Raw genomic sequence first — 19,536 nt, forward strand, 5'->3', positions numbered from 1 at the left:
CGGGTCTAAATTGGTAGGACCAGTTTCGCCGGAGTGTCCCCGACCTCCGCCTGGCCCCACCATCCGACCTGGGAGTTCGCCGTGCCGCCTCTCCGTTCCCGGACCACCACCCACGGCCGCAACGCGGCGGGCGCGCGCTCGCTCTGGCGCGCCACCGGCATGACCGACAGCGACTTCGGCAAGCCGATCGTGGCGATCGCCAACTCCTACACCCAGTTCGTGCCCGGCCACGTGCACCTCAAGGACCTCGGCGAGATCGTCGCCGGCGCGGTGAAGGAAGCCGGCGGCGTCGCGCGCGAGTTCCACACGATCGCCGTCGACGACGGCATCGCCATGGGCCACTCCGGCATGCTCTACTCGCTGCCCTCGCGCGAGATCATCGCCGACTCGGTCGAGTACATGGTCAACGCGCACCAGGCCGACGCGCTGGTCTGCATCTCCAACTGCGACAAGATCACCCCGGGCATGCTCAACGCCGCGATGCGGCTGAACATCCCGGTCGTGTTCGTCTCCGGCGGGCCGATGGAGGCCGGCAAGGCCGTCGTCGTCGGCGGTGTCGCGCAGGCCCCGACCGACCTGATCACCGCGATCGCGGCGTCGGCCAGCCCCGAGGTCGACGAGGACGGCCTCTCGATCGTCGAGCGCTCGGCGTGCCCGACCTGCGGCTCGTGCTCCGGCATGTTCACCGCGAACTCGATGAACTGCCTGACCGAGGCGCTGGGGCTTTCCCTGCCGGGCAACGGTTCCACGCTGGCGACGCACGCCGCGCGCCGGGCGCTGTTCGAGGAGGCCGGCCGCACGGTCGTCGAGCTGTGCCGTCGCTGGTACGAAAACGACGACGACTCGGTGCTGCCGCGCTCGATCGCGTCGAAGGCGGCGTTCGAGAACGCGATGGCCCTGGACATGGCGATGGGTGGCTCGACGAACACCGTGCTGCACATCCTCGCCGCCGCCCAGGAGGGCGAGGTCGACTTCACGATCGCCGACATCGACGCGATCGGCCGCCGCGTGCCGTGCCTGTCGAAGGTGGCGCCGAACTCCGACTACCACATGGAAGACGTCCACCGGGCCGGCGGCATCCCGGCGATCCTGGGCGAGCTGTACCGCGGCGGGTTGCTGAACACCGACGTCCGGTCGGTGCACTCCCCCGACCTCGAGTCGTGGCTGGGTGCGTGGGACATCCGGGCCGCTTCGCCTTCCGACACCGCGGTCGAGCTGTTCCACGCGGCGCCGGGCGGGGTCCGCACGACGCAGGCGTTCTCGACGGAGAACCGCTGGTCGTCGCTGGACACCGACGCGGCAGGCGGCTGCATCCGCGACGTCGAGCACGCGTACACGAAGGACGGCGGCCTGGCGATCCTGCGCGGCAACCTCGCCGAGAACGGCGCGGTGATCAAGGCGGCGGGCATCGACGAGGACCTGTGGCACTTCGAAGGCCCGGCACGCGTGCTGGAGAGCCAGGAAGAGGCCGTGTCGGCGATCCTCAAGAAGGAGATCCAGCCGGGCGAGGTGCTGGTGATCCGCTACGAGGGTCCCGCGGGTGGCCCGGGCATGCAGGAGATGCTGCACCCGACGGCGTTCCTCAAGGGCTCGGGTCTCGGCAAGAAGTGCGCGCTGATCACCGACGGCCGCTTCTCGGGCGGCTCGTCGGGCATCTCGGTGGGCCACATCTCGCCGGAGGCGGCGGCGGGCGGCCTGATCGGCCTGGTGGAGAACGGCGACCGCATCCTGCTGGACATCCACGAGCGGCGGCTGGAGCTGCTGGTGGACCCGGAGGTGCTGGCCGAGCGGCGCTCGAAGATGGAGGCGTCCGAGCGGCCGTGGCAGCCGAAGGACCGCCAGCGCCCGGTGACGGCGGCGCTGCGGGCGTACGCCCGGATGGCGACGTCGGCCGACACCGGCGCGGTCCGCGACGTGAACAAGTAAGCCTGGCTCGACCCGAAAGGCCGTCCCGCTCCCGGGGCGGCCTTTCCGGCTTCAGGGGGGCCGGCCGTGAGGGGGACCCCCGATTTCAACGCTACCGGTGAGCGCCGACAAATCCCGGCCCGCGAAGCCGGGTTGTCCACAAGCCCGGTCCGCACCGCCGAGTTGTCCCCAGCCCACTACCGAGTCAGGACGATGACCACCACCGCGGCCGCCGCGGCCAGCAGCAGCGAAACCAGCCCCAGCGGCAACGGCCGCTTCCGCCACGGCGTGTTCCGCTCCAGCGAGATCGGCCCGGACCCGGTGAACAGCAGGCTCAACGCCGAAGCCCCCAGCAGCAGCTCGAACTCGAAACCCTGCCCCTGCCCCTCGAAGAACCCGCCGTGGAACTTCGCGTACACGGCGTTGGCCATGACACCGAGCAGGCCTGCCGCGGCCAGCGGCGTGAACAGCCCGACGACCACCAGCACGCCGCCGCCCAGCTCGGTGATGCCGGTGATCCACGACAGCAGCGTCGTCTGCTTGTGGTAGCCGAACGTCTCCAGCACGCGCGCGAACCCACCGATGCCCGGCCCGCCGAACAGGCCGAACAGGTGCTGCAGGCCGTGCGCGCCCATGGTCACGCCGAGCGCGAGCCGCAGGATCAGCAGGCCGAGCCCGAGCCCGCCCTGGGTCGGGGTGTCGTCCGCCCGGTCGTCCTCGACGCCCGACAGGAGGCTGGTGGGCTGCTGCGAAAAGTCGTCTCCACTGCTCACGCGCGAAGGGTAGGGGATCCGCGGGGGCCTGGCGAGCCGCCGCGCTCAGTACTCCCCGTGCACGAGGTTGTCCGGCAGCTCGCCGCCGGCGTACCGCGCGATCTCGGCCGCGGCGACGGCGTACGACCGGCCCCGCACGCCGCGCACGGCCCCGCCGACGTGCGGGGTCAGCAGCAGCCCCGGCGCCGTCCACAGCGGGTGCCCGGGTGGCGCCGGCTCGGGATCGGTGACGTCGAGCGCGGCGCGCAGCCGGCCCGTGGTCAATTCGGCGACCAGGGCGTCGGTGACCACGACGGCGCCGCGGGCGACGTTGACCAGCACCGCGCCGTCGCGCATCTCGGCGAGGAACTCCGCGTCGACCATCCCGCGGGTGCGCGAGGTCAGCGGCACCATCAGCACGACGACGTCGTGCAGGCCGAGCAGCGACGGCAGCTCCCGCACCCCGTGCACGCCCTCCCGCGCGGTCATCCCGACCATCGTGCACCGCGCGTCGAACGGCTCGAGCCGGCGCCGCAGGTGCTGGCCCAGGTCACCGGCCCCGATGATCAGCACGCGCTTGCCCTGCAGCGTGTCGGTGCTCTGCCGGTCCCAGCGGCCCTCGCGCTGCGCGCCGGCGAAGACGTCCAGCTTCCGGTACATCGACAGCAACGCGGCGACGACCCATTCGGCGGTGCTCCCGCCGTGCGCGCCCCGGCAGGTGGAGAGCAGGACGCCGTCGGGCACCTTGCCGACCCAGTCCTCGGCGCCGGCGGCCAGCAGCTGGATCAGCTTCAGGTTCGGCAGCGTGCGCCACAGCTCCTCGCCCGGCGGGTGCTTGCCGGGGATGAGCACCTCGGCTTTCGCGGCCTCGGGCGGCACCGGCTCGCCCCACTGGTGGCGCACGGGCAGGACCCGCGGCACCTCGGCGAGCACGGTCATGCCCTCGTCGTCGGGCACCAGCACGGTCAGCGTCATGATCCTCACCGTAATCGAGGAGTACTCACCCATGGTTCACGCATCGGCCCCTAGGCTGGGGGATCATGCGAACCCGGTACCGGTCGGCCCTGCTGGCGATCCTGGCCTGCGGCGCCCTGCTGCCCGCCGGGTGCGCGCGGTTCGACGACACCGCGGCGGGCCAGACCTTCAGCCCCGCCCCCGTGCCCAGCCCCGAGTCGCCGCCCGAGGTCCAGGGCCCCGGCGCGGACTCCGGCGGCGACGGCAGGCAGGCGCGGCCCGGCCAGTCGGCCACGCCCGTGCCGCCGCCGCAGGGGTGCAAGGACTTCGACCCGTCGGTGATCGCGACCTGCCTGGACACCGTCGCCGCGGTGGCGGGCCTACCGGGTGACGGCTCCACGCCGAGCGCGCTGGCCGGCGAGCGCAAGAGTGGCCGCGTGCTGCTGGCGACGGCGGGCAAGGATGCCACGGACTTCGCGAAGCTCGACGTCCAGGCGGCCGGGGACGGCGGCCTGACCGGGCTCGCGCTTTCGCCGTCGTACGTCGAGGACCAGCTGGTGTTCGCCTACGTGACGACCGCGACGGACAACCGCGTCGTGCGCTTCGCGAAGGGGCAGACGGCGAAGCCGGTGCTCACCGGGATCCCGAAGGGCACGACCGGCAACCGCGGCACCATCAGCGCCGACAACCGCGGCGCGCTGCTCGTCGCCACCGGCGACGCCGGCAACCCGAACGCCGCCGCCGACCCGAACTCCCTCGCCGGGAAGGTGCTGCGGATCGACACGTCCGGCAAGGCCGCGGCCGGCAACCCGAACGGCTCGCTGGCCGTGGCGGCCGGGCTGCACGCGCCGGGCGGGCTGTGCACGTCCGCCGACGGCGGCCGCGTCTGGGTCACCGACCGGCTCGCCGACAAGGACGCCATCTACCGGGTGCAGGCCGGGCAGCCGCTGACGACGCCGGCGTGGACGTGGCCGGACAAGCCGGGGGTCGGGGGTTGCGCCGACTTCGTCGACGCGAACGGCTCGGTCTCGGTCGGGATGTCGCTGGCCGGGAACCTGCAGAACCTGCCGGTGACGGCGGAGGGCGCGATCAGCGGCAAGCCGACGGTGAGCCTCGACGGGAAGACCGGCAAGCCGCCGGAGACGTTCGGGCGGCTCGCCGGGATGAGCATGATCAACCCGCAGCTCGCGGTGGCCGGCACGGTCAACAAGGACGGCGGCACCCCGGTCTCGAGCGACGACCGCGTCGTCCTGATCACCCCGGCGACGTCCGGCGGCGGAAACGGCAAGGACTGACCTACGCCGGCGGCTTCAGCTCCACCCGCCGTCCCTCCGCCGAGGACGTCAACCCGGCCTCCGCGAGCTGCAACCCCCGCGCGGCCGAGAAGAAGTCGTACCGGTGCTGCCGCCCGGCGACGACGTCCCGGACGAACTCCTCCCACTGCGCCTTGAAGCCGTTGGCGAACTCGGCGTTGTCCGGCACCTCCTGCCACTGCTCGCGGAACGGCTCGGTGGCCGGCAGGTCCGGGTTCCAGACGGGCTTCGGCGTCGCCGAGCGGTGCTGGACGCGGCAGCGCCGCAGGCCGGCGACGGCGCTGCCCTCGGTGCCGTCGACCTGGAACTCGACCAGCTCGTCGCGGAAGACCCGCGTCGACCACGACGAGTTGATCTGCGCGATCGCCCCCGACTCGAGCTCGAAGATGCCGTACGCGGCGTCGTCGGCTGTCGCCGTGTACGCCTCGCCCTGCTCGTCCCAGCGGCGCGGGATGTGCGTGACCGCCTTCGCCGTCACCGCGCGGACCGCGCCGAAGAGGTTCTCCAGCACGTAGTTCCAGTGGCAGAACATGTCGAGCACGATCCCGCCGCCGTCCTCGGCGCGGTAGTTCCAGCTCGGCCGCTGCGCCTCCTGCCAGTCGCCCTCGAAGACCCAGTAGCCGAACTCACCGCGCACCGACAGGATGCGCCCGAAGAACCCGCCGTCGATCAGCCGCCGCAGCTTCCGCAGCCCCGGCAGGAACAGCTTGTCGTGGACGACGCCGTGGCAGATCCCGGCGTCCCGCGCGAGCCCGGCCAGCTCCAGCGCCGCCGGCAGCGTCTCGGCCAGCGGCTTCTCGGCGTAGACGTGCTTCCCGGCGGCGATCGCCGCTCGCACCGACGGCTCGCGCGCCGACGTCAGCTGCGCGTCGAAGTAGATCCCCACGTCGCCCAGCGCCGAGCCGACGTCGGTCGTCCACGCGGTCAGGCCGTGCCGGTCGGCGAGTTCCTTGAGCTTCGTCGCGTTGCGCCCGGCGAGGATCGGCTCGAGCTGCACGCGCGTGCCGTCGGGCAGCTCGACGCCGCCCTGCTCGCGGATGGCCAGCACCGACCGGAGCAGGTGCTGCCGGTAGCCCATCCGGCCGGTGACCCCGTTGAGCAGCACTCCGATGGCGGTCCGGTTCATCGCTGACGGCCTTCCTGGTCGAGGGCTTCCCCGCCGTGCGGCGAGAGGTCGTATTCGGCGCGGCGCCCGCACATGCCGTAGCTGTCGGGGTTCGACGGCGTCACGACCCGGACGCCCGACTGATCGAGGTGGCTCCCGTCGCCGTCGGCGAGGGCCTTGAGGTGCGCCCCGGTCAGTTCGGCCGCCTTCAGCGCCCCGGCCTGCCAGCGCGGTTCCCAGTCTCCGATTTTCGGCGACACCAGCGCGACGGCCGCCCGGTGGAAAGTCCGCAGCGGCTCCGGGTCGCCGTCGAGCAGGGCTTCCCGCAGCGGCAGGTAGCCGCGAATCGCCAGGTCACGACGTTGCCGGGCGGCGTCGTCGGTTTTCGGCAACGCGGCGGCCTCGGCGTATCGAGCGGGGTCGGCGAGTACCTCGGGCGGGAAGGTGAACACGGCGTCGCCCGCCTCGGGCAGGCCGCTGTTCTGCATGAGGACGGTGACGCGCAAGCCACCGCCCTGCACCATCCGGTGGACGGTTCCCGGCGCGAACCAAGCGATCACGCCGGCTTCGAGCGGTGTCTCCGCGTACCCGCCGGTGCTCAGCGTCTGGACGGCGCCTCGTCCGGCCGTGACGACGTAGGCCTCGGTGCAGGCCAGGTGCAGGTGCGGGCTGCCGCCGCAGACCCCGTCCTCGGCTTCCCAGTCGTAGGCTCGCAGGTGCGAAACGCCAATGCCACCCGGTAGCGGGAATTCGTTCATGACCATCCGTGCCCGTCGAGGTATTCGGCCACCTGATCGCGGTCCCAGGCGCCATCGGCGACGACGACCCGATAGCGGTACGTGAAGCTCTCGCCCGGCGGGAGGACGAATTCTTCGAAGAACGCCCACGAGAAGGCCACCATGGGCGTGTCCTTCGACCGGACGAACCAGTGCGACTCGTGGATGGCGTGGTCGTTTTCCGGCGAGTGCGCGAAGACGAGCGTCGAGTGCGCGTCGACGTCGTCGTGCTCGCCGACGAAGGCCAGCCACGGCGCCTGCGCGCCCATCATGTCGTCGCCGCCGAGACCACCAGGACCGAGGACGCGGCCGCCGCTGAAGTCACGCGGGCCCCGCCAGTGCAGGCCGGTGTACCCGGCCTGCTCGCGGCCGGCGGTGGTCGGGCTGCCGAACACGAGCGGTGCGTCGCGGACGTTGGTCAGCTCGATGCCCCAGTCGATCGCCCAGGCGCCCTCGTCGGGCTCGACGGAGTGGACGACGATGTCGCGCCGCTCGCGCGCCCACCCGTCGCCGCGGTGGGTCACCCAGGTGAGCCGTTCGGCGAAGGTGAGCCGGTCACCGTCGACGGTGAAGCCGGCGAACCCGTCGTGCCGCATCGAGCCGATGCGGTCGGGCAGGTCCTGGTACCAGTGGCCGGGGACGTAGGTGTGGCCGCCCCAGAAGTTCTGACCGGACAGGTGGCTCGACGTCATCTGCAGCCCCTTGTGCCACCGGTGGTCGGCGGGCCGGTACCCGCTGACGCGCCGGCCGCGGAGGGTGCGCAGCGGGTGGGTGTACGGCTTGCGCGACTCGTACGCGACAGGGTCGGGCTTGTACACATAGGACATGAGCTGGACGCCGGCGGCCTCGACGGTCACGCGGTCACCGTGCCGGTGCGTGACGGTGATCGCCGCGCTCACCGGTCCTTCCCCTCGGCGCCGGCCATGGCGCGGTAGAAGGGGTCACCGGGCCCGATCTCCCCGCGACGAACGCTCTGCCCGGTGAAGGCGGCCTTGTAGAGAGCGGCGACGAACTCCAGCACCCGCCGCCCGTCCCGCCCACCGCACGGCGGCCGCCGCCCGGCCCGGTAGGCGTCCAGAACGGGCTTCAACGCAGCGGCGTGCGAGCTGCCGACATCCTCCGCCGGTTCGGTCTCGATCCTGTTCGCATGAGGCGCGGGGGTGTATCGCCAATTTTCGGCAACGTGGCCGTAGAGGTGCGTGAGCTCGACGGTGGCACGTTCGCAGTCGATCCGGATCCGGCTCACTTCGTCGGGCGAAAGGACACTGTTGACGACGGTGGCCAGCGCCCCGGACCCGAACCGGACGAGGGCGGTGGAGACATCCTCGGTCTCGACGTCGTGCACGAGCCGCGCGGTCATCGCCTGGACTTCGGCCCACTCGCCGTCCCCGCCGTCACTGTCCCCCTCGCCGGCGAGGAGGTGGAGCAGCAGATCCATCTGGTGGATGCCATGCCCCATGGCGGGCCCACCGCCTTCGGTCTCCCACCGCCCCCGCCACGGGACCGCGTAGTAGGCGGCATCGCGGTACCAGGTGGTCTGACAATGGGCGACGAGCGGACGGCCGAGCTCACCCTTCGCGAGCAGTGCCCGGAAGCGGGCGACGGCGGAGCCGGACCGCTGCTGGTAGACGAAGGAGACGTACGGCCCGCCTTCACGTTCGGCGGAGATCATCTCGTCGTACTCGGCGAGCGAACGGCACGGCGGCTTCTCGCACCAGACCCAGGCGCCGCTCTCGAGGACCTTTTTGGTCTGTTCGACGTGCAGGCCCGGTGGAGTGCAGATCGAGACGAGGTCAGGTTTTTGCTCGGCGAGCAGGGTGTCGAGGTCGCGGTAAGGCTTGGCATGTTCGGTGGTCGCACAGAAGTCAAGCACCCGAGCCTCATCGACATCCGCGGCGGCCACGAGATCGACATCATCGTGGTGAGCCCGGTAGGCGGCGCGATGACTGCCGGCAATAGCCCCAGCCCCGACGACGGCAACCCGCAAGCGCTTTCCGTGAGCCAACCCGGACTCCCTCCTCACCAACCTCGACGGCATCCCTTTCGCCGGCGCACTCCCCGTTTCGCCGCGCTGATCCAGCAGCGTCTTCGCCGTGCGAGCCCTCTCCCGTCAGCCTGTTCCGCCGAGCGAATCTTCTCCGCGCATCGCCCCGCGAGTCCCTCCTGCGGCACTCCCCGACCGTCTCAGAAAGCGCTTTCTCACGCAACGGCCACCATCGATGTCAACGTTGTCACCCCAGGTCCTCAACCGGAACGGACGACTCAGCCGCCTGACCGACCACAAACCGCGCACAACCAGCAATTCGCGAGCATCGAGCCCCGGTCACCTCAGGTAGGCGAGGTCGCCGACAACCCGTCAGCGAGTCTTGCTGCGGGGCTCACGTTTCCGCGGCTGCCGGCTCTCGGCCCGCGCGGCTCGCATGTCCAAGAAAGCAGCCACGCCCGACACGAGCGCAGCCAGGAACCCGAGGAACCGGCCGAAGCCCGGGGCGATGGCGATGCCGGCGGCGTCGAAGATGCCGCGCTGGTCAGCGTCGAACTCCCAGTCCAGCGTGAACCAGCCGACCACCATCAGCAGCAGCGACGCCACGGCGACCACGAGCCACAGGTGCGGCAGGCCGCTGACCCGCGCTTTCCGGTTTCGCCCGAAGATGACCACGACCAGCCCGGCCAGCAGCAACGGCAGCGGCGGACACCACGCGAAGAAGCTCGAGTGCCACGCGTCGCGGACGACGTCGCTGTGCGGCAACGACGAGAGGACGACCTCGATGTCCGGTTTGTTGGTGCTCAGCGTGGTCCACGGCAGGAACATCGAGCCCAGCGCGAGCAGCCCGGCCGCCAGGCCGAGCCACTCGCGCCAGGTGACGCTTTTGACGGAAAACGGCTGTGTCATGAAATCGGTCAGGAACCGACGCGCTCGATGATCAGCTCACGGACCCGCTTGGCGTCGGCCTGCCCCTTGGTCGCCTTCATGACCGCGCCGACGATCGCGCCCGCCGCGGCCACCTTGCCGCCGCGGATCTTGTCCGCGACGTCCGGCTGCGCCGCCAGGGCGTCGTCGATCGCCGCGAGCAGCGCCGAGTCGTCCGAGACGACCTTCAGCCCACGCTTCTCGACGACCTCGCGCGGCTCGCCCTCACCGGCGAGCACGCCCTGGACGACCTCCTTGGCCAGCTTGTTCGTCAGCTCACCGGACGAAACCAGCCCGATGACCTCGGCGACCTGCTTCGGCGTGATCGCCAGGTCGGCCAGCTCGACCTCGCGGGTGTTCGCCTCCTGAGCCAGCGTGTTGACCCACCAGCCGCGGGCTTCGTCCGGCGATGCGCCGGCCTCGACCGTGGCCGCGACGAGGTCGACGGCACCGACGTTCAGCAGGTCACGCAGGGCTTCGTCGGAAAGTGACCACTCCTGCTGGATCCGCTTGCGCCGCTCGGACGGCATCTCCGGCAACGTGCCACGCAGTTCCTCGACCCACTCGCGCGCCGGCGCGATCGGGACCAGATCGGGCTCCGGGAAGTACCGGTAGTCCTCCGCGGTCTCCTTCGTCCGGCCGGACGACGTGGTGCCGTCGGCCTCCTGGAAGTGCCGCGTCTCCTGCTTGATCGAACCGCCCTCGGCGAGGATCGCCGCCTGCCGGGTCATCTCGTAGCGAACGGCCCGTTCGACACTGCGCAGCGAGTTGACGTTCTTCGTCTCGGTGCGCGTACCGAACTCGGTCGCGTCCTTCGCCATGAGCGAAACGTTCGCGTCGCACCGCAGCGAGCCCTGGTCCATGCGGACGTCGGACACGTCGAGCGCGCGCAGCAGATCGCGCAGGGCGCTCACGTACGCCCGCGCGACCTCGGGGGCCCGCTCGCCGGTTCCCTCGATCGGCTTGGTGACGATTTCGATCAGCGGAACCCCGGCCCGGTTGTAGTCGAGCAGCGAGTGCTCGGCACCGTGGATCCGGCCGGTGGCGCCGCCGACGTGCAGCGACTTGCCGGTGTCCTCCTCCATGTGCGCGCGCTCGATCTCCACGCGCACGACCTCGCCGTCGTCGAGCGTGACGTCGAGGTAGCCGTCGAAGGCGATCGGCTCGTCGTACTGCGACGTCTGGAAGTTCTTCGGCATGTCCGGGTAGAAGTAGTTCTTCCGGGCGAACCGGCACCACTCGGCGATCTCGCAGTTCAGCGCGAGACCGATCCGGATCGCGCCCTCGACGGCCTTGCCGTTGAGGGTCGGCAGCGCCCCGGGCAGGCCGAGGCAGGTCGGGCAGACCTTCGTGTTCGGCTCGCCGCCGAACTCGTTCGGGCAGCCGCAGAACATCTTCGTGTTGGTGTTCAGCTCGACGTGCACCTCGAGCCCCAGCACGGGGTTGAACCGCTCGATGACGTCGGCGTAGTCCATCAACTCGGCCACGGCAGTCACTTCGTTCCTCCCAGCTCCGGGACCTTGTGGACGAGCGACCCACCGGCGGCGGCGTCGCGGGCGGCCTCGTAGGCGGCGCCGATCCGGTAGAGCCGGTCGTCGGCGAGCGCCGGGGCCATGATCTGCAGGCCGACCGGCAGCCCGTCTTCGTCGGACAGCCCGCTCGGCACGCTCATCGCGGCGTTGCCGGCCAGGTTCGACGGGATCGTGCACAGGTCGGCGAGGTACATCGCCATCGGGTCGTCGACGCGCTCGCCGATCTTGAACGCCGTGGTCGGCGTCGTGGGCGAAACGAGGACATCGACCTTTTCGAAGGCAGCCGCGAAGTCACGCGTGATGAGCGTGCGCACCTTCTGCGCCGAGCCGTAGTAGGCGTCGTAGTAACCGGACGACAGCGCGTAGGTGCCCAGCATGATCCGCCGCTTGACCTCGGCGCCGAAGCCCTTCTCGCGAGTGAGCGACATGACCTCTTCGGCGCTGTGCGTGCCGTCGTCGGCGACGCGCAGGCCGTAGCGCATGGCGTCGAACCGGGCGAGGTTCGACGAGCACTCGCTCGGCGCGATCAGGTAGTACGCCGGCAGCGCGTAGACGAAGTGCGGACAAGACACCTCGACGACCTCGGCACCGAGCGCACGCAACTGCTCGACCGCGGCCTGGAACGACCGCTCCACGCCCGGCTGGTAGCCGTCGCCGCCGAACTCCTTCACGACGCCGACCTTGACGCCCTTGAGGTCACCCTGCATACCCTGCCGGGCGGCGGCGACCACCGGCGGCACCGGCGCGTCGATGGAGGTCGAGTCGAGCGGGTCGTGCCCGGCGATGACCTCGTGCAGCAGGGCGGCGTCGAGCACCGTCCGCGCGCAGGGCCCGGCCTGGTCGAGCGAGGACGAAAACGCGACGAGCCCGTACCGCGACACCCCGCCGTAGGTCGGCTTGACCCCGACGGTGCCGGTCACGGACCCGGGCTGGCGGATCGAACCGCCGGTGTCGGTGCCGATGGCGATGGCGGCTTCGAAGGCCGCGATCGACGCCGACGAGCCACCGCCGGAACCGCCCGGGATGCGGGCGTGGTCCCACGGGTTGTGCGTCGGACCGTACGCCGAGTTCTCGGTCGACGAGCCCATGGCGAACTCGTCCATGTTCGTCTTGCCGAGAATCACGACACCGGCCTCGCGCAGCTTGCGCGTCACGGTCGCGTCGTACGGCGGGATCCAGCCTTCGAGCGTTTTCGAACCACAGGTCGTCGGCACGCCCTCGGTGGTCAGCACGTCCTTGAGCGCGAGCGGCACGCCGGCCAGCGGCGACGCGGGCGCGCTACCACCGGCGATGCCCTCGTCGACGGCCTTGGCCGCGGCCAGCGCGCCCTCGGTGTCGACGTGCAGGAACGCATGGATGTGGTCGTCGACCTCGGCGATCCGGTCCAGGTGGGCCTGGGTGACCTCGACCGCGGACACCTCACGCGAGTGGATCTTCTCCGCCAGTTCCGCGGCGGTCAGCTTGATGAGCTCGGTCACTGCTCTTCCCCCAGAATCCGCGGCACCCGGAAGCGGCCGTCCTCGGCGGCCGGCGCACCGGCCAGCGCCTGCTGCTGCGTGAGCCCGGGAACGACGACGTCCTGCCGGAAGACGTTCGTCAGCGGCACGGCGTGCGAGGTGGGCGGCACGTCGTCGGCGGCGACCTCGCTCACCTTGGCCACCGAGTCCAGGATCTGGTCGAGCTGGCCGGCGAAGACGTCGAGCTCGTCGTCGGTCACGGCCAGCCTGGCCAGCTTCGCGAGGTGCGCGACCTCGTCTCGGGAAATATTGGGCACGCGGGTGACTCCCGGGTTGTGCTGTGCGGGTTGTCTCGGAAGCTGCAAGTCTATGGTGACGACGCCGGACGACTCGACTGGGTTACGCCCGGCGCAGGCCGGGTGCCGTCCGGCGACGCTCGCATCCCGCCCGGCGGACAGCGGGTCCCGCACGCCGGGTGGGTCTGTCACAATCGGCGACCGGCATCGAGCGTCCCACGGCAAGGCTGGGACGCCAGAGGTGAGAGGGGCGCGTGGTGTCGTTCCTGATCCGGGTCCTCCTTCCGGACAGCCCGGGGACCCTCGGCGCGGTCGCCACGGCGCTCGGCACGGTCGGCGCCGACATCCTCAGCGTGGACGTCGTCGAGCGCGGCACCGGAGTGGCGGTGGACGACCTCGTGGTCGAACTCCCGTCCGGCCGGCTGCCCGACGCGCTCATCACGGCGGCCGAGAGTGTCGAAGGCGTCGAAGTGGACGCGGTCCGCCCCTACGCGGGCGTGCTGGACACGCACCGCGAGCTCGAACTCGTCGAAGAAATCGCCGCGCAGCCGAAGACCGGCCTCGCCATCCTCGCCGAGGGGGTGCCCCGCATCGTCCGCGCAGGCTGGGCGATGGTCGTCGAACACGCCGAGACCGGCGCGATCCGGCTGGCGTCGTCGAGCGCCGCCCCGGAGACCCCGATCACCGACCTGCCCTGGCTCCCGCTCGAGCGCGCGACGGTGCTCGACGGCGAGGAAGCCTGGATCCCGGAGACGTGGAAGGAGCTCGGCACCGAGCTGGCGGCCACCCCGCTCGGCAAACCGGGCAAGGCGCTGCTCGTCGCGCGCCCAGGAGGTCCGGCCTTCCGCGCGGCCGAGGTCGCCCGGCTCGCCCACCTCGCCGGGATCGTCGCGGTCGTCCTCGACGGCTAGCCCCCACGCGTTGCCGAAAAGGGGACGAGTCCACGTGGGCTCGTCCCCTTTTCGACGAACACCAGGTCAGACGTCGATCTGGTAGGCGATCAGGCTGATGTGCGGGAACGGCTGCCAGTCGCGCTCGGTCAGTCGCGCGAACCCGAGACGCTCGTAGAGCCGGTGCGCGGAGTGCATCCGGTCGAGGCTGCTCAGCACCACCCTGCGGATGCCCAGAGCCCGCGCACGCTCGAGCACGGCCCGCGTCAACGCCTCACCGACACCACGACCACGCGCCGACGGCGCCACCGCGAGCATCCGGAACTCCAGCTCCCCCGGCCGCGAGATCTCGGCGTACGGCGACCCCGGCCGCACAACGGTCACGGTGCCGAGCACTTCCCCCGCCGAGTCGACGGCGACGAGCACCTCGGCCAGCTCGGCCCGGCTCGCGACGTCACGCAACATCGCGTCGTACCCGACGTCGTCGGCCAAGTGACCATCGACGTCATACGCCTGAACCGTGACCTCGCCCGCGGCGGCGTACTCCTCGGGCCGCGGTGGCCGGATTTCGACATCACCCATCCGTCCCCCCAGTCTCGTCTTCGGCGGTCTCGTCGCCGGCCGGCAGCGCCACCTCTTGCGCCGCCTCGGGCCCCCGCTCCAGCAGGACGCGGAAGCCGGCTTCGTCGAGCACCGGCACCTTGAGCTGCACGGCCTTGTCGTATTTCGAACCAGGCGAGTCCCCGACGACGACGAAGGAGGTCTTCTTCGAGACCGATCCGGCGGCCTTGCCGCCGCGAGCCATGATGACCTCCTTGGCCTCGTCGCGGGAGAAGCCGTCGAGCGAGCCCGTCACTACGATCGACAAGCCTTCGAGGTTGCGCGGGACGGACTCGTCGCGCTCCTCCTCCATCCGCACGCCGGCGCGTCGCCACTTTTCGACGATCTCGCGGTGCCAGCCGACCTCGAACCACTCCTGAGTCGCGTGCGCGATGGTCGGGCCGACGCCGTCGACGTCCGCCAGCTCCTCCTCGGTCGCCTGCTCGATGCGCTCGATCGAGCCGAACTCGCGGGCCAGCGCCTGCGCCGCGGTCGGCCCCACGTGCCGGATCGACAAAGCGACCAGCACCTTCCACAGCGGCCGGTCCTTCGCCACGTCAAGGTTGGCGAGCAGCTTTCGCGCGTTCGCCGACAACTCGCCGGCCTTCGTACGGAACAGCTCGACCTCGGCGAGGCTGTCCTCGTTCAGGTCGAAGACGTCGCCCTCGTCGGCGACCACCCGCGCGTCGAGCAGCGCGACCGCGGCCTCGTACCCGAGGACCTCGATGTCGAAGGCGCCGCGCCCGGCCAGGTGGAAGAGCCGCTCCCGCAACTGCGCGGGACAGAACCGCGTGTTCGGGCAGCGGATGTCCTTGTCGCCTTCCTTCTGGTAGGCGAGCTCGGTGCCGCATTCCGGGCAGTGGGTGGGCATGACGAACTCGCGTTCGTCACCAGTCCGCGCGTCGACCACCGGCCCGAGGACCTCCGGGATGACGTCGCCGGCCTTCCGGATGACGATCCGGTCACCGATGAGCACACCCTTGCGCTTGACCTCCTCCTGGTTGTGAAGGGTGGCGCGCGCGACGGTCGACCCCGCGACCACGACCGGCTCGGTGACCGCGAACGGCGTGACCCGCCCGGTCCGCCCGACGCCGACCTGGATGTCCAGCAGCGTGGTGATCGCCTCTTCCGGCGGGTACTTGTAGGCGATCGCCCACCGCGGCGCGCGCGACGTCGTACCCAGCCGGCGCTGCAGCGCCACTTGGTCGACTTTGATGACGACGCCGTCGATCTCGTGCTCGGCGTCGTGCCGGTGCTCACCCCAGTAGGTGATGTGCGCGGCGAGCTCCTCCGCCGTGGTCAAAACCTTGCTGTGCGGTGACACCGGCAGCCCCCACGCGGCCAGCGCGTCGTACGCCTCCGACTGCCGCGCGGGTTCGAAGCCCTCGCGCTTGCCGAGCCCGTGGCAGATCAACCGCAGCTTGCGTTCCCGGGTGATCTTGGGGTCCTTCTGCCGCAGCGAGCCCGCCGCGGTGTTGCGCGGGTTCGCGAACGGCGGCTTGCCCGCTTCGACGATCATCGCGTTCAGCTTGAGGAAGTCCTCGACCCGGAAATAGACCTCGCCGCGCACCTCGACCAGGGCGGGCACCGGGAACTTGCCGGTGCCGGTCAGCGTCTCCGGCACCTGGTCGAGCGTGCGGACGTTCAACGTGACGTCCTCGCCGGTGCGGCCGTCACCCCGGGTGAGCGCCCGGGTGAGGTGGCCGTTTTCGTACAAGAGGTTGATCGCGAGGCCGTCGATCTTCAGCTCGGCGAGGAACTCGGTGCGACCGACCTCCTTCTCGACGCGCTCCACCCACGCCACGAACTCGTCCTGGTCGAACACGTTGTCCAGGCTGAGCATGCGCTCGAGGTGGTCGTACGCGGTGAACTCGTTCGAGAACGTGCCGCCGACGCGCTGGGACGGCGAATCCGGCGTGACCAGCGCCGGGTGCGCGTCCTCGATCTGCTGCAGTTCGCCGAGCAGCTCGTCGAACTGCCCGTCGGAGATGATCGGCGAGTCCAGGACGTAGTAGCGGAACTGGTGGTTACGCAGGTCTTCCGCGAGGGCGGCGTGCCGTTCGCGGACCTCGGCCGGGACGTCGGCGACGTCCTCGGCGGCCACCGGGGCGTCGACCGCCGCGACTTGGTCCTGAGAGAGTTCGGTGCTGCTCACGGGTGGTAACCCTAGTCGGGGGCACCGACATTTTCGCTGGGACCGTTGCCCAGTCCGCGGACCAGTTCACGGAACTCCAGAAGGGTGATCGCACCGGCCGGCTCGGCCGCCGCGGTCTCCACGCGCCGTAGCCGTTCGGCGGCGAGCCGTTCACCCAATGTCGCATCGAGCGGCAGGAACGTCATGGTCTGCCGGGCGGCGTCGTCGAGGTTGCCGAAGCCCGGGTGGAATACGGCGACGTCGACCACGTGCTCGTCTTCGTCGACCTGCGCGACGACCCGGACGTCGGCCAGCGCGATCCGCTGCTCGCCGAGGTTGACGGTGACCTCGGTCGGATCGGGTACGGGCGGGACCGAGTCGTGGTACTCCCAGATCGCGTCCTCCGGTGGCGCGGCTACCCGCCACGCGTCGGTGAACGGCCGCAGCTCCGGGTCCTCCTGGCCGGTCACGACCAGCGCGTAGACCGCCCGGTGACCACGTTCGAGCGAAAAGTGCAGCCGCGGGTGCAGCGCCTCGACCAGCTCGCAGAGCTCGTGCTCGACCCGGTGCGGCTCACCCTCGCCGAGCGCCGCGCTGACCATCGGCAGCAGGTCGTACCAGCCCTGCCAGAACGTCGCCGCGGCGGCAGCCGGGTCGTCCGGTACATGCTGCTCCGGCCACGCGGTACGCGGGTCGGGCGGATCGGCGGCGGTGCTCTTGCGGCGGAAAAGGCGCATGGCTACGGGTGGTCCTCGTTCGGTCGGCTACCCCGCCACGCTACTGGCCGGGTGGGGCGGACGTCGGCGAGTTGCCGGATTCCGTCACCAGCCTTCCGGAGGCTCCACGAAGGCCTTGCCGAGATCACGCGACAGTGCGAGGGCGCGGCGCATCCAATCAGGTGTGGCGCCGACGAGGCCGCACGCGGGGGTCGGCACCGCGCGTTCGGCGAGGACGCTGCGGTTGAAGCCGAGCCGGTCGGCCAGCCGGAACGCGGGCTCGCCGACGTCCTTCAAAGTGAGCGGGGACGCGGGTGCGGTCGTCGGGACGGCGCCCAGGAACAGCGTCGCCCCGCCGTCCCAGACCTCGCCGATCTCGTCGAGGAACGCGGCGGACGCACCGTCGAGTGCGGCGAGGTCGAAAGCCAGTGCGTCGGCACCGGCTTCGCGCAGCAGGCCGAGCGGCGGCTTCGCGGCGCAGCAGTGCAGGATCACCGGCTGGCCGGTGATCGCCTTCGCGCCGTCGATCACCGTTGCGAGCAAGTCACGTGCCTCGGGCTCCGGCACGGCGGAGACGTTCCCGTAGCCGGATGGCGTCGACAGCCCGCCGGCCAGCACCGCGGGCAACGACGGCTCGTCGAACTGGACGACCACGGGCGCCCCGGTCCTGGCCTGGACCTCCGCGACATGCCCGGTGAGGCCGTCCAGCAGGGAGGACGTGAAGTCCCGCAAGGCGCCGTGGTCGGTGAGCACCCGATGACCTCGGGGCAGCTCGATCCCGGCACCGAGCGTCCACGGTCCGGCCAGCTGGACCTTGAAGACCGGCGGGGTGACTCCGGCTTTCTCCCGCGCCTCCTGCAGGGCGTCGAGATCCCACCGAAGCAGGTCGACGGCCCGACGGTGCTCGTGCCCCGGCCGGGCCGCCACACGGTAGCCGCTGGGCACGACGTCGACGGCCAGGTCGACCAGCAGCGCGGCGGTCCGGCCGAGCATGTCGGCACCGACACCGCGGGCCGGCAGCTCCGGCAGGTGCGGGAAGTCCGGCAGCTCGCCGAACACGATCGCCGCCGCTTCCGCGGGGTCCGTGCCCGGCATCGAACCGATCGCCGTCGCGGCACCGCTGGGCCAAACTCGCTCGTTCACGACCTCTGATTCTGGTCGACCACCCGCCGGCAACGCCGACCGGGCTGCCGCGCCGAGCTGCCCGGAGGCAGACATACGACGCATTTGCCTTTACCGGCACCGCGGCGGGGCCCGCGCGGATAGGCTCACCCGCCATGACGAGTTCGCCACCGCAACCGGGCTGGTATCCCGACGCGCGGGACCCCCGTCTGCACCGTTGGTGGGACGGACGGGCCTGGACCGCCAACACCCGGCCGGCCTACCAGGCACCACCACCGAGCGATTCCGAGCCCATCGAGCTGGACATCGAGCGGGCCCACGACCCGGCACGCGTCCAGGAGCAGGTCAATCGCGCCACGCGCGGCCGAGGCGCCGGGCGCGTCGGTGGCGGGACGCTGTTCACCGAGCCGGTCCTGGTGGTCAACCAGCGCGCGAAGCTGATCGAGATGGCCAACGAGTTCGGCGTCTTCGACCAGCACGGCAATCGGCTCGGCGGAGTCGTCCAGGTCGGCCAGAGCACCCTGAAGAAGGCGATCCGGCTGCTGACCAACTACGACCAGTTCCTGACCCACAAGTTCGAGGTCCGGGACGCCAACCACAGCACCGTGCTCAAGGTGACCCGGCCCGCCAAGGTCTTCAAGTCGCGGTTCCTCGTCACGAGGGCCGACGAGACCCCGATCGGGGAGATCGTCCAGGAGAACGTCTTCGGGAAGATCCGCTTCGGCTTCGTAGTCGACGGCCGCACGGTCGGCGGGATCTTCGCCGAGAACTGGCGTGCCTGGAACTTCTCGATCCGCGACCACGCCGGCACCGAGGTCGCCCGGGTGACCAAGACGTGGGGTGGGTTCCTCAAAGCCGCCTTCACCACCGCCGACAACTACGTCGTGGAGATCCCCCACCCGCTGCCCGATCCGCTCGCCAGCATGGTGGTCGCCGCGGCCCTCACGATCGACACCGCCCTGAAGCAGGACACCAACTGATCGAGTGACCGGCGTCTCAGCCTCTCCAGGTGGACAGCAGGCCCGGCACGGCTCAGGGTGAATGAAGGCCGGGACGCCGCAGTCTCGCCGGGA

General features: G+C 70.9%; 18 protein-coding genes. 4 read left to right on the plus strand and 14 right to left on the minus strand.

Features of this window, described 5'->3' with window-relative positions:
• Positions 1–81 precede the first annotated feature (81 nt).
• Entirely contained in the window at positions 82–1,926 is a 1,845-nt protein-coding gene (ilvD, locus tag QRX60_RS02255; RefSeq protein ID WP_285999127.1) for a dihydroxy-acid dehydratase, read from the plus strand.
• A gap of 176 nt (positions 1,927–2,102) precedes the next feature.
• Here the strand turns inward: ilvD and QRX60_RS02260 are convergent, their stop codons facing one another.
• Positions 2,103–2,678 (minus strand): DoxX family membrane protein, encoded by a 576-nt coding sequence (locus QRX60_RS02260; protein WP_285999128.1) that lies wholly within the window; start codon positions 2,676–2,678, stop codon positions 2,103–2,105.
• 45 nt (positions 2,679–2,723) lie between these two features.
• Entirely contained in the window at positions 2,724–3,632 is a 909-nt protein-coding gene (locus tag QRX60_RS02265) for a 2-hydroxyacid dehydrogenase (protein ID WP_285999129.1), read from the minus strand.
• Between the two features lie 65 nt (positions 3,633–3,697).
• Between QRX60_RS02265 and QRX60_RS02270 the strand changes: the two genes are divergently transcribed.
• On the plus strand, positions 3,698–4,906 hold the full coding sequence (locus tag QRX60_RS02270) for a PQQ-dependent sugar dehydrogenase (protein ID WP_285999130.1): 1,209 nt from the start codon (positions 3,698–3,700) through the stop codon (positions 4,904–4,906).
• A 1-nt stretch (position 4,907) separates the two neighbouring features.
• Here QRX60_RS02270 and QRX60_RS02275 read toward each other — a convergent pair whose 3' ends face one another.
• The 8 genes from QRX60_RS02275 to gatC form a co-directional block, all read right to left on the minus strand.
• A complete protein-coding gene (locus tag QRX60_RS02275; protein ID WP_285999131.1) occupies positions 4,908–6,050 on the minus strand; it encodes a Gfo/Idh/MocA family protein in 1,143 nt (380 codons plus the stop codon).
• On the minus strand, positions 6,047–6,787 hold the full coding sequence (locus tag QRX60_RS02280; RefSeq protein WP_285999132.1) for a cupin domain-containing protein: 741 nt from the start codon (positions 6,785–6,787) through the stop codon (positions 6,047–6,049). Before QRX60_RS02280 ends, QRX60_RS02275 begins: the two co-directional genes overlap by 4 nt.
• Positions 6,784–7,704, minus strand: coding sequence for a DUF6807 domain-containing protein (locus QRX60_RS02285; RefSeq protein ID WP_285999133.1), 921 nt, complete (start codon positions 7,702–7,704; stop codon positions 6,784–6,786). The genes QRX60_RS02280 and QRX60_RS02285 overlap by 4 nt, the downstream gene beginning before the upstream one ends.
• Positions 7,701–8,843 (minus strand): Gfo/Idh/MocA family protein, encoded by a 1,143-nt coding sequence (locus QRX60_RS02290; RefSeq protein WP_285999134.1) that lies wholly within the window; start codon positions 8,841–8,843, stop codon positions 7,701–7,703. Before QRX60_RS02290 ends, QRX60_RS02285 begins: the two co-directional genes overlap by 4 nt.
• A 318-nt stretch (positions 8,844–9,161) precedes the next feature.
• Entirely contained in the window at positions 9,162–9,698 is a 537-nt protein-coding gene (locus QRX60_RS02295; RefSeq protein ID WP_285999135.1) for a hypothetical protein, read from the minus strand.
• Between the two features lie 8 nt (positions 9,699–9,706).
• Complete coding sequence (gene gatB / locus QRX60_RS02300) at positions 9,707–11,212, minus strand: Asp-tRNA(Asn)/Glu-tRNA(Gln) amidotransferase subunit GatB (RefSeq protein WP_285999136.1); 1,506 nt, start codon at positions 11,210–11,212, stop codon at positions 9,707–9,709.
• Positions 11,209–12,726: an Asp-tRNA(Asn)/Glu-tRNA(Gln) amidotransferase subunit GatA gene (gene gatA, locus QRX60_RS02305; protein ID WP_285999137.1), complete on the minus strand. Its 1,518-nt coding sequence runs from the start codon at positions 12,724–12,726 to the stop codon at positions 11,209–11,211. The genes gatB and gatA overlap by 4 nt, the downstream gene beginning before the upstream one ends.
• Positions 12,723–13,022: an Asp-tRNA(Asn)/Glu-tRNA(Gln) amidotransferase subunit GatC gene (gene gatC, locus QRX60_RS02310; RefSeq protein WP_003080804.1), complete on the minus strand. Its 300-nt coding sequence runs from the start codon at positions 13,020–13,022 to the stop codon at positions 12,723–12,725. The genes gatA and gatC overlap by 4 nt, the downstream gene beginning before the upstream one ends.
• A 236-nt stretch (positions 13,023–13,258) precedes the next feature.
• Here gatC and QRX60_RS02315 point away from each other — a divergent pair, with 236 nt between their 5' ends.
• Entirely contained in the window at positions 13,259–13,912 is a 654-nt protein-coding gene (locus QRX60_RS02315) for an ACT domain-containing protein (protein ID WP_285999138.1), read from the plus strand.
• 66 nt (positions 13,913–13,978) lie between these two features.
• Here the strand turns inward: QRX60_RS02315 and QRX60_RS02320 are convergent, their stop codons facing one another.
• The 4 genes from QRX60_RS02320 to QRX60_RS02335 all read right to left on the minus strand — a co-directional run bounded on the left by QRX60_RS02320 (position 13,979) and on the right by QRX60_RS02335 (position 18,484).
• The gene (locus QRX60_RS02320; RefSeq protein ID WP_285999139.1) at positions 13,979–14,473 is read right to left on the minus strand and encodes a GNAT family N-acetyltransferase; all 495 of its coding nucleotides are present in this window, start codon (positions 14,471–14,473) and stop codon (positions 13,979–13,981) included.
• Positions 14,466–16,646 carry an NAD-dependent DNA ligase LigA gene (gene ligA / locus QRX60_RS02325; RefSeq protein WP_285999140.1) on the minus strand — a complete coding sequence of 727 codons (2,181 nt, stop codon included), beginning with the start codon at positions 16,644–16,646 and terminating at the stop codon, positions 14,466–14,468. The genes QRX60_RS02320 and ligA overlap by 8 nt, the downstream gene beginning before the upstream one ends.
• An 11-nt stretch (positions 16,647–16,657) precedes the next feature.
• Positions 16,658–17,362 carry a hypothetical protein gene (locus tag QRX60_RS02330; RefSeq protein WP_285999141.1) on the minus strand — a complete coding sequence of 235 codons (705 nt, stop codon included), beginning with the start codon at positions 17,360–17,362 and terminating at the stop codon, positions 16,658–16,660.
• Between the two features lie 84 nt (positions 17,363–17,446).
• Positions 17,447–18,484: a uroporphyrinogen decarboxylase/cobalamine-independent methonine synthase family protein gene (locus QRX60_RS02335; RefSeq protein ID WP_285999142.1), complete on the minus strand. Its 1,038-nt coding sequence runs from the start codon at positions 18,482–18,484 to the stop codon at positions 17,447–17,449.
• Positions 18,485–18,618: 134 nt separating this feature from the next.
• On the opposite strand from QRX60_RS02335, the gene QRX60_RS02340 reads away from it, so the two are divergent.
• Positions 18,619–19,443 (plus strand): phospholipid scramblase-related protein, encoded by an 825-nt coding sequence (locus tag QRX60_RS02340; RefSeq protein ID WP_285999143.1) that lies wholly within the window; start codon positions 18,619–18,621, stop codon positions 19,441–19,443.
• Positions 19,444–19,536 lie beyond the last annotated feature (93 nt).

It is taken from the genome of Amycolatopsis mongoliensis (genome assembly GCF_030285665.1).
In the GTDB taxonomy this organism is placed as follows: Bacteria; Actinomycetota; Actinomycetes; order Mycobacteriales; family Pseudonocardiaceae; genus Amycolatopsis; species Amycolatopsis mongoliensis.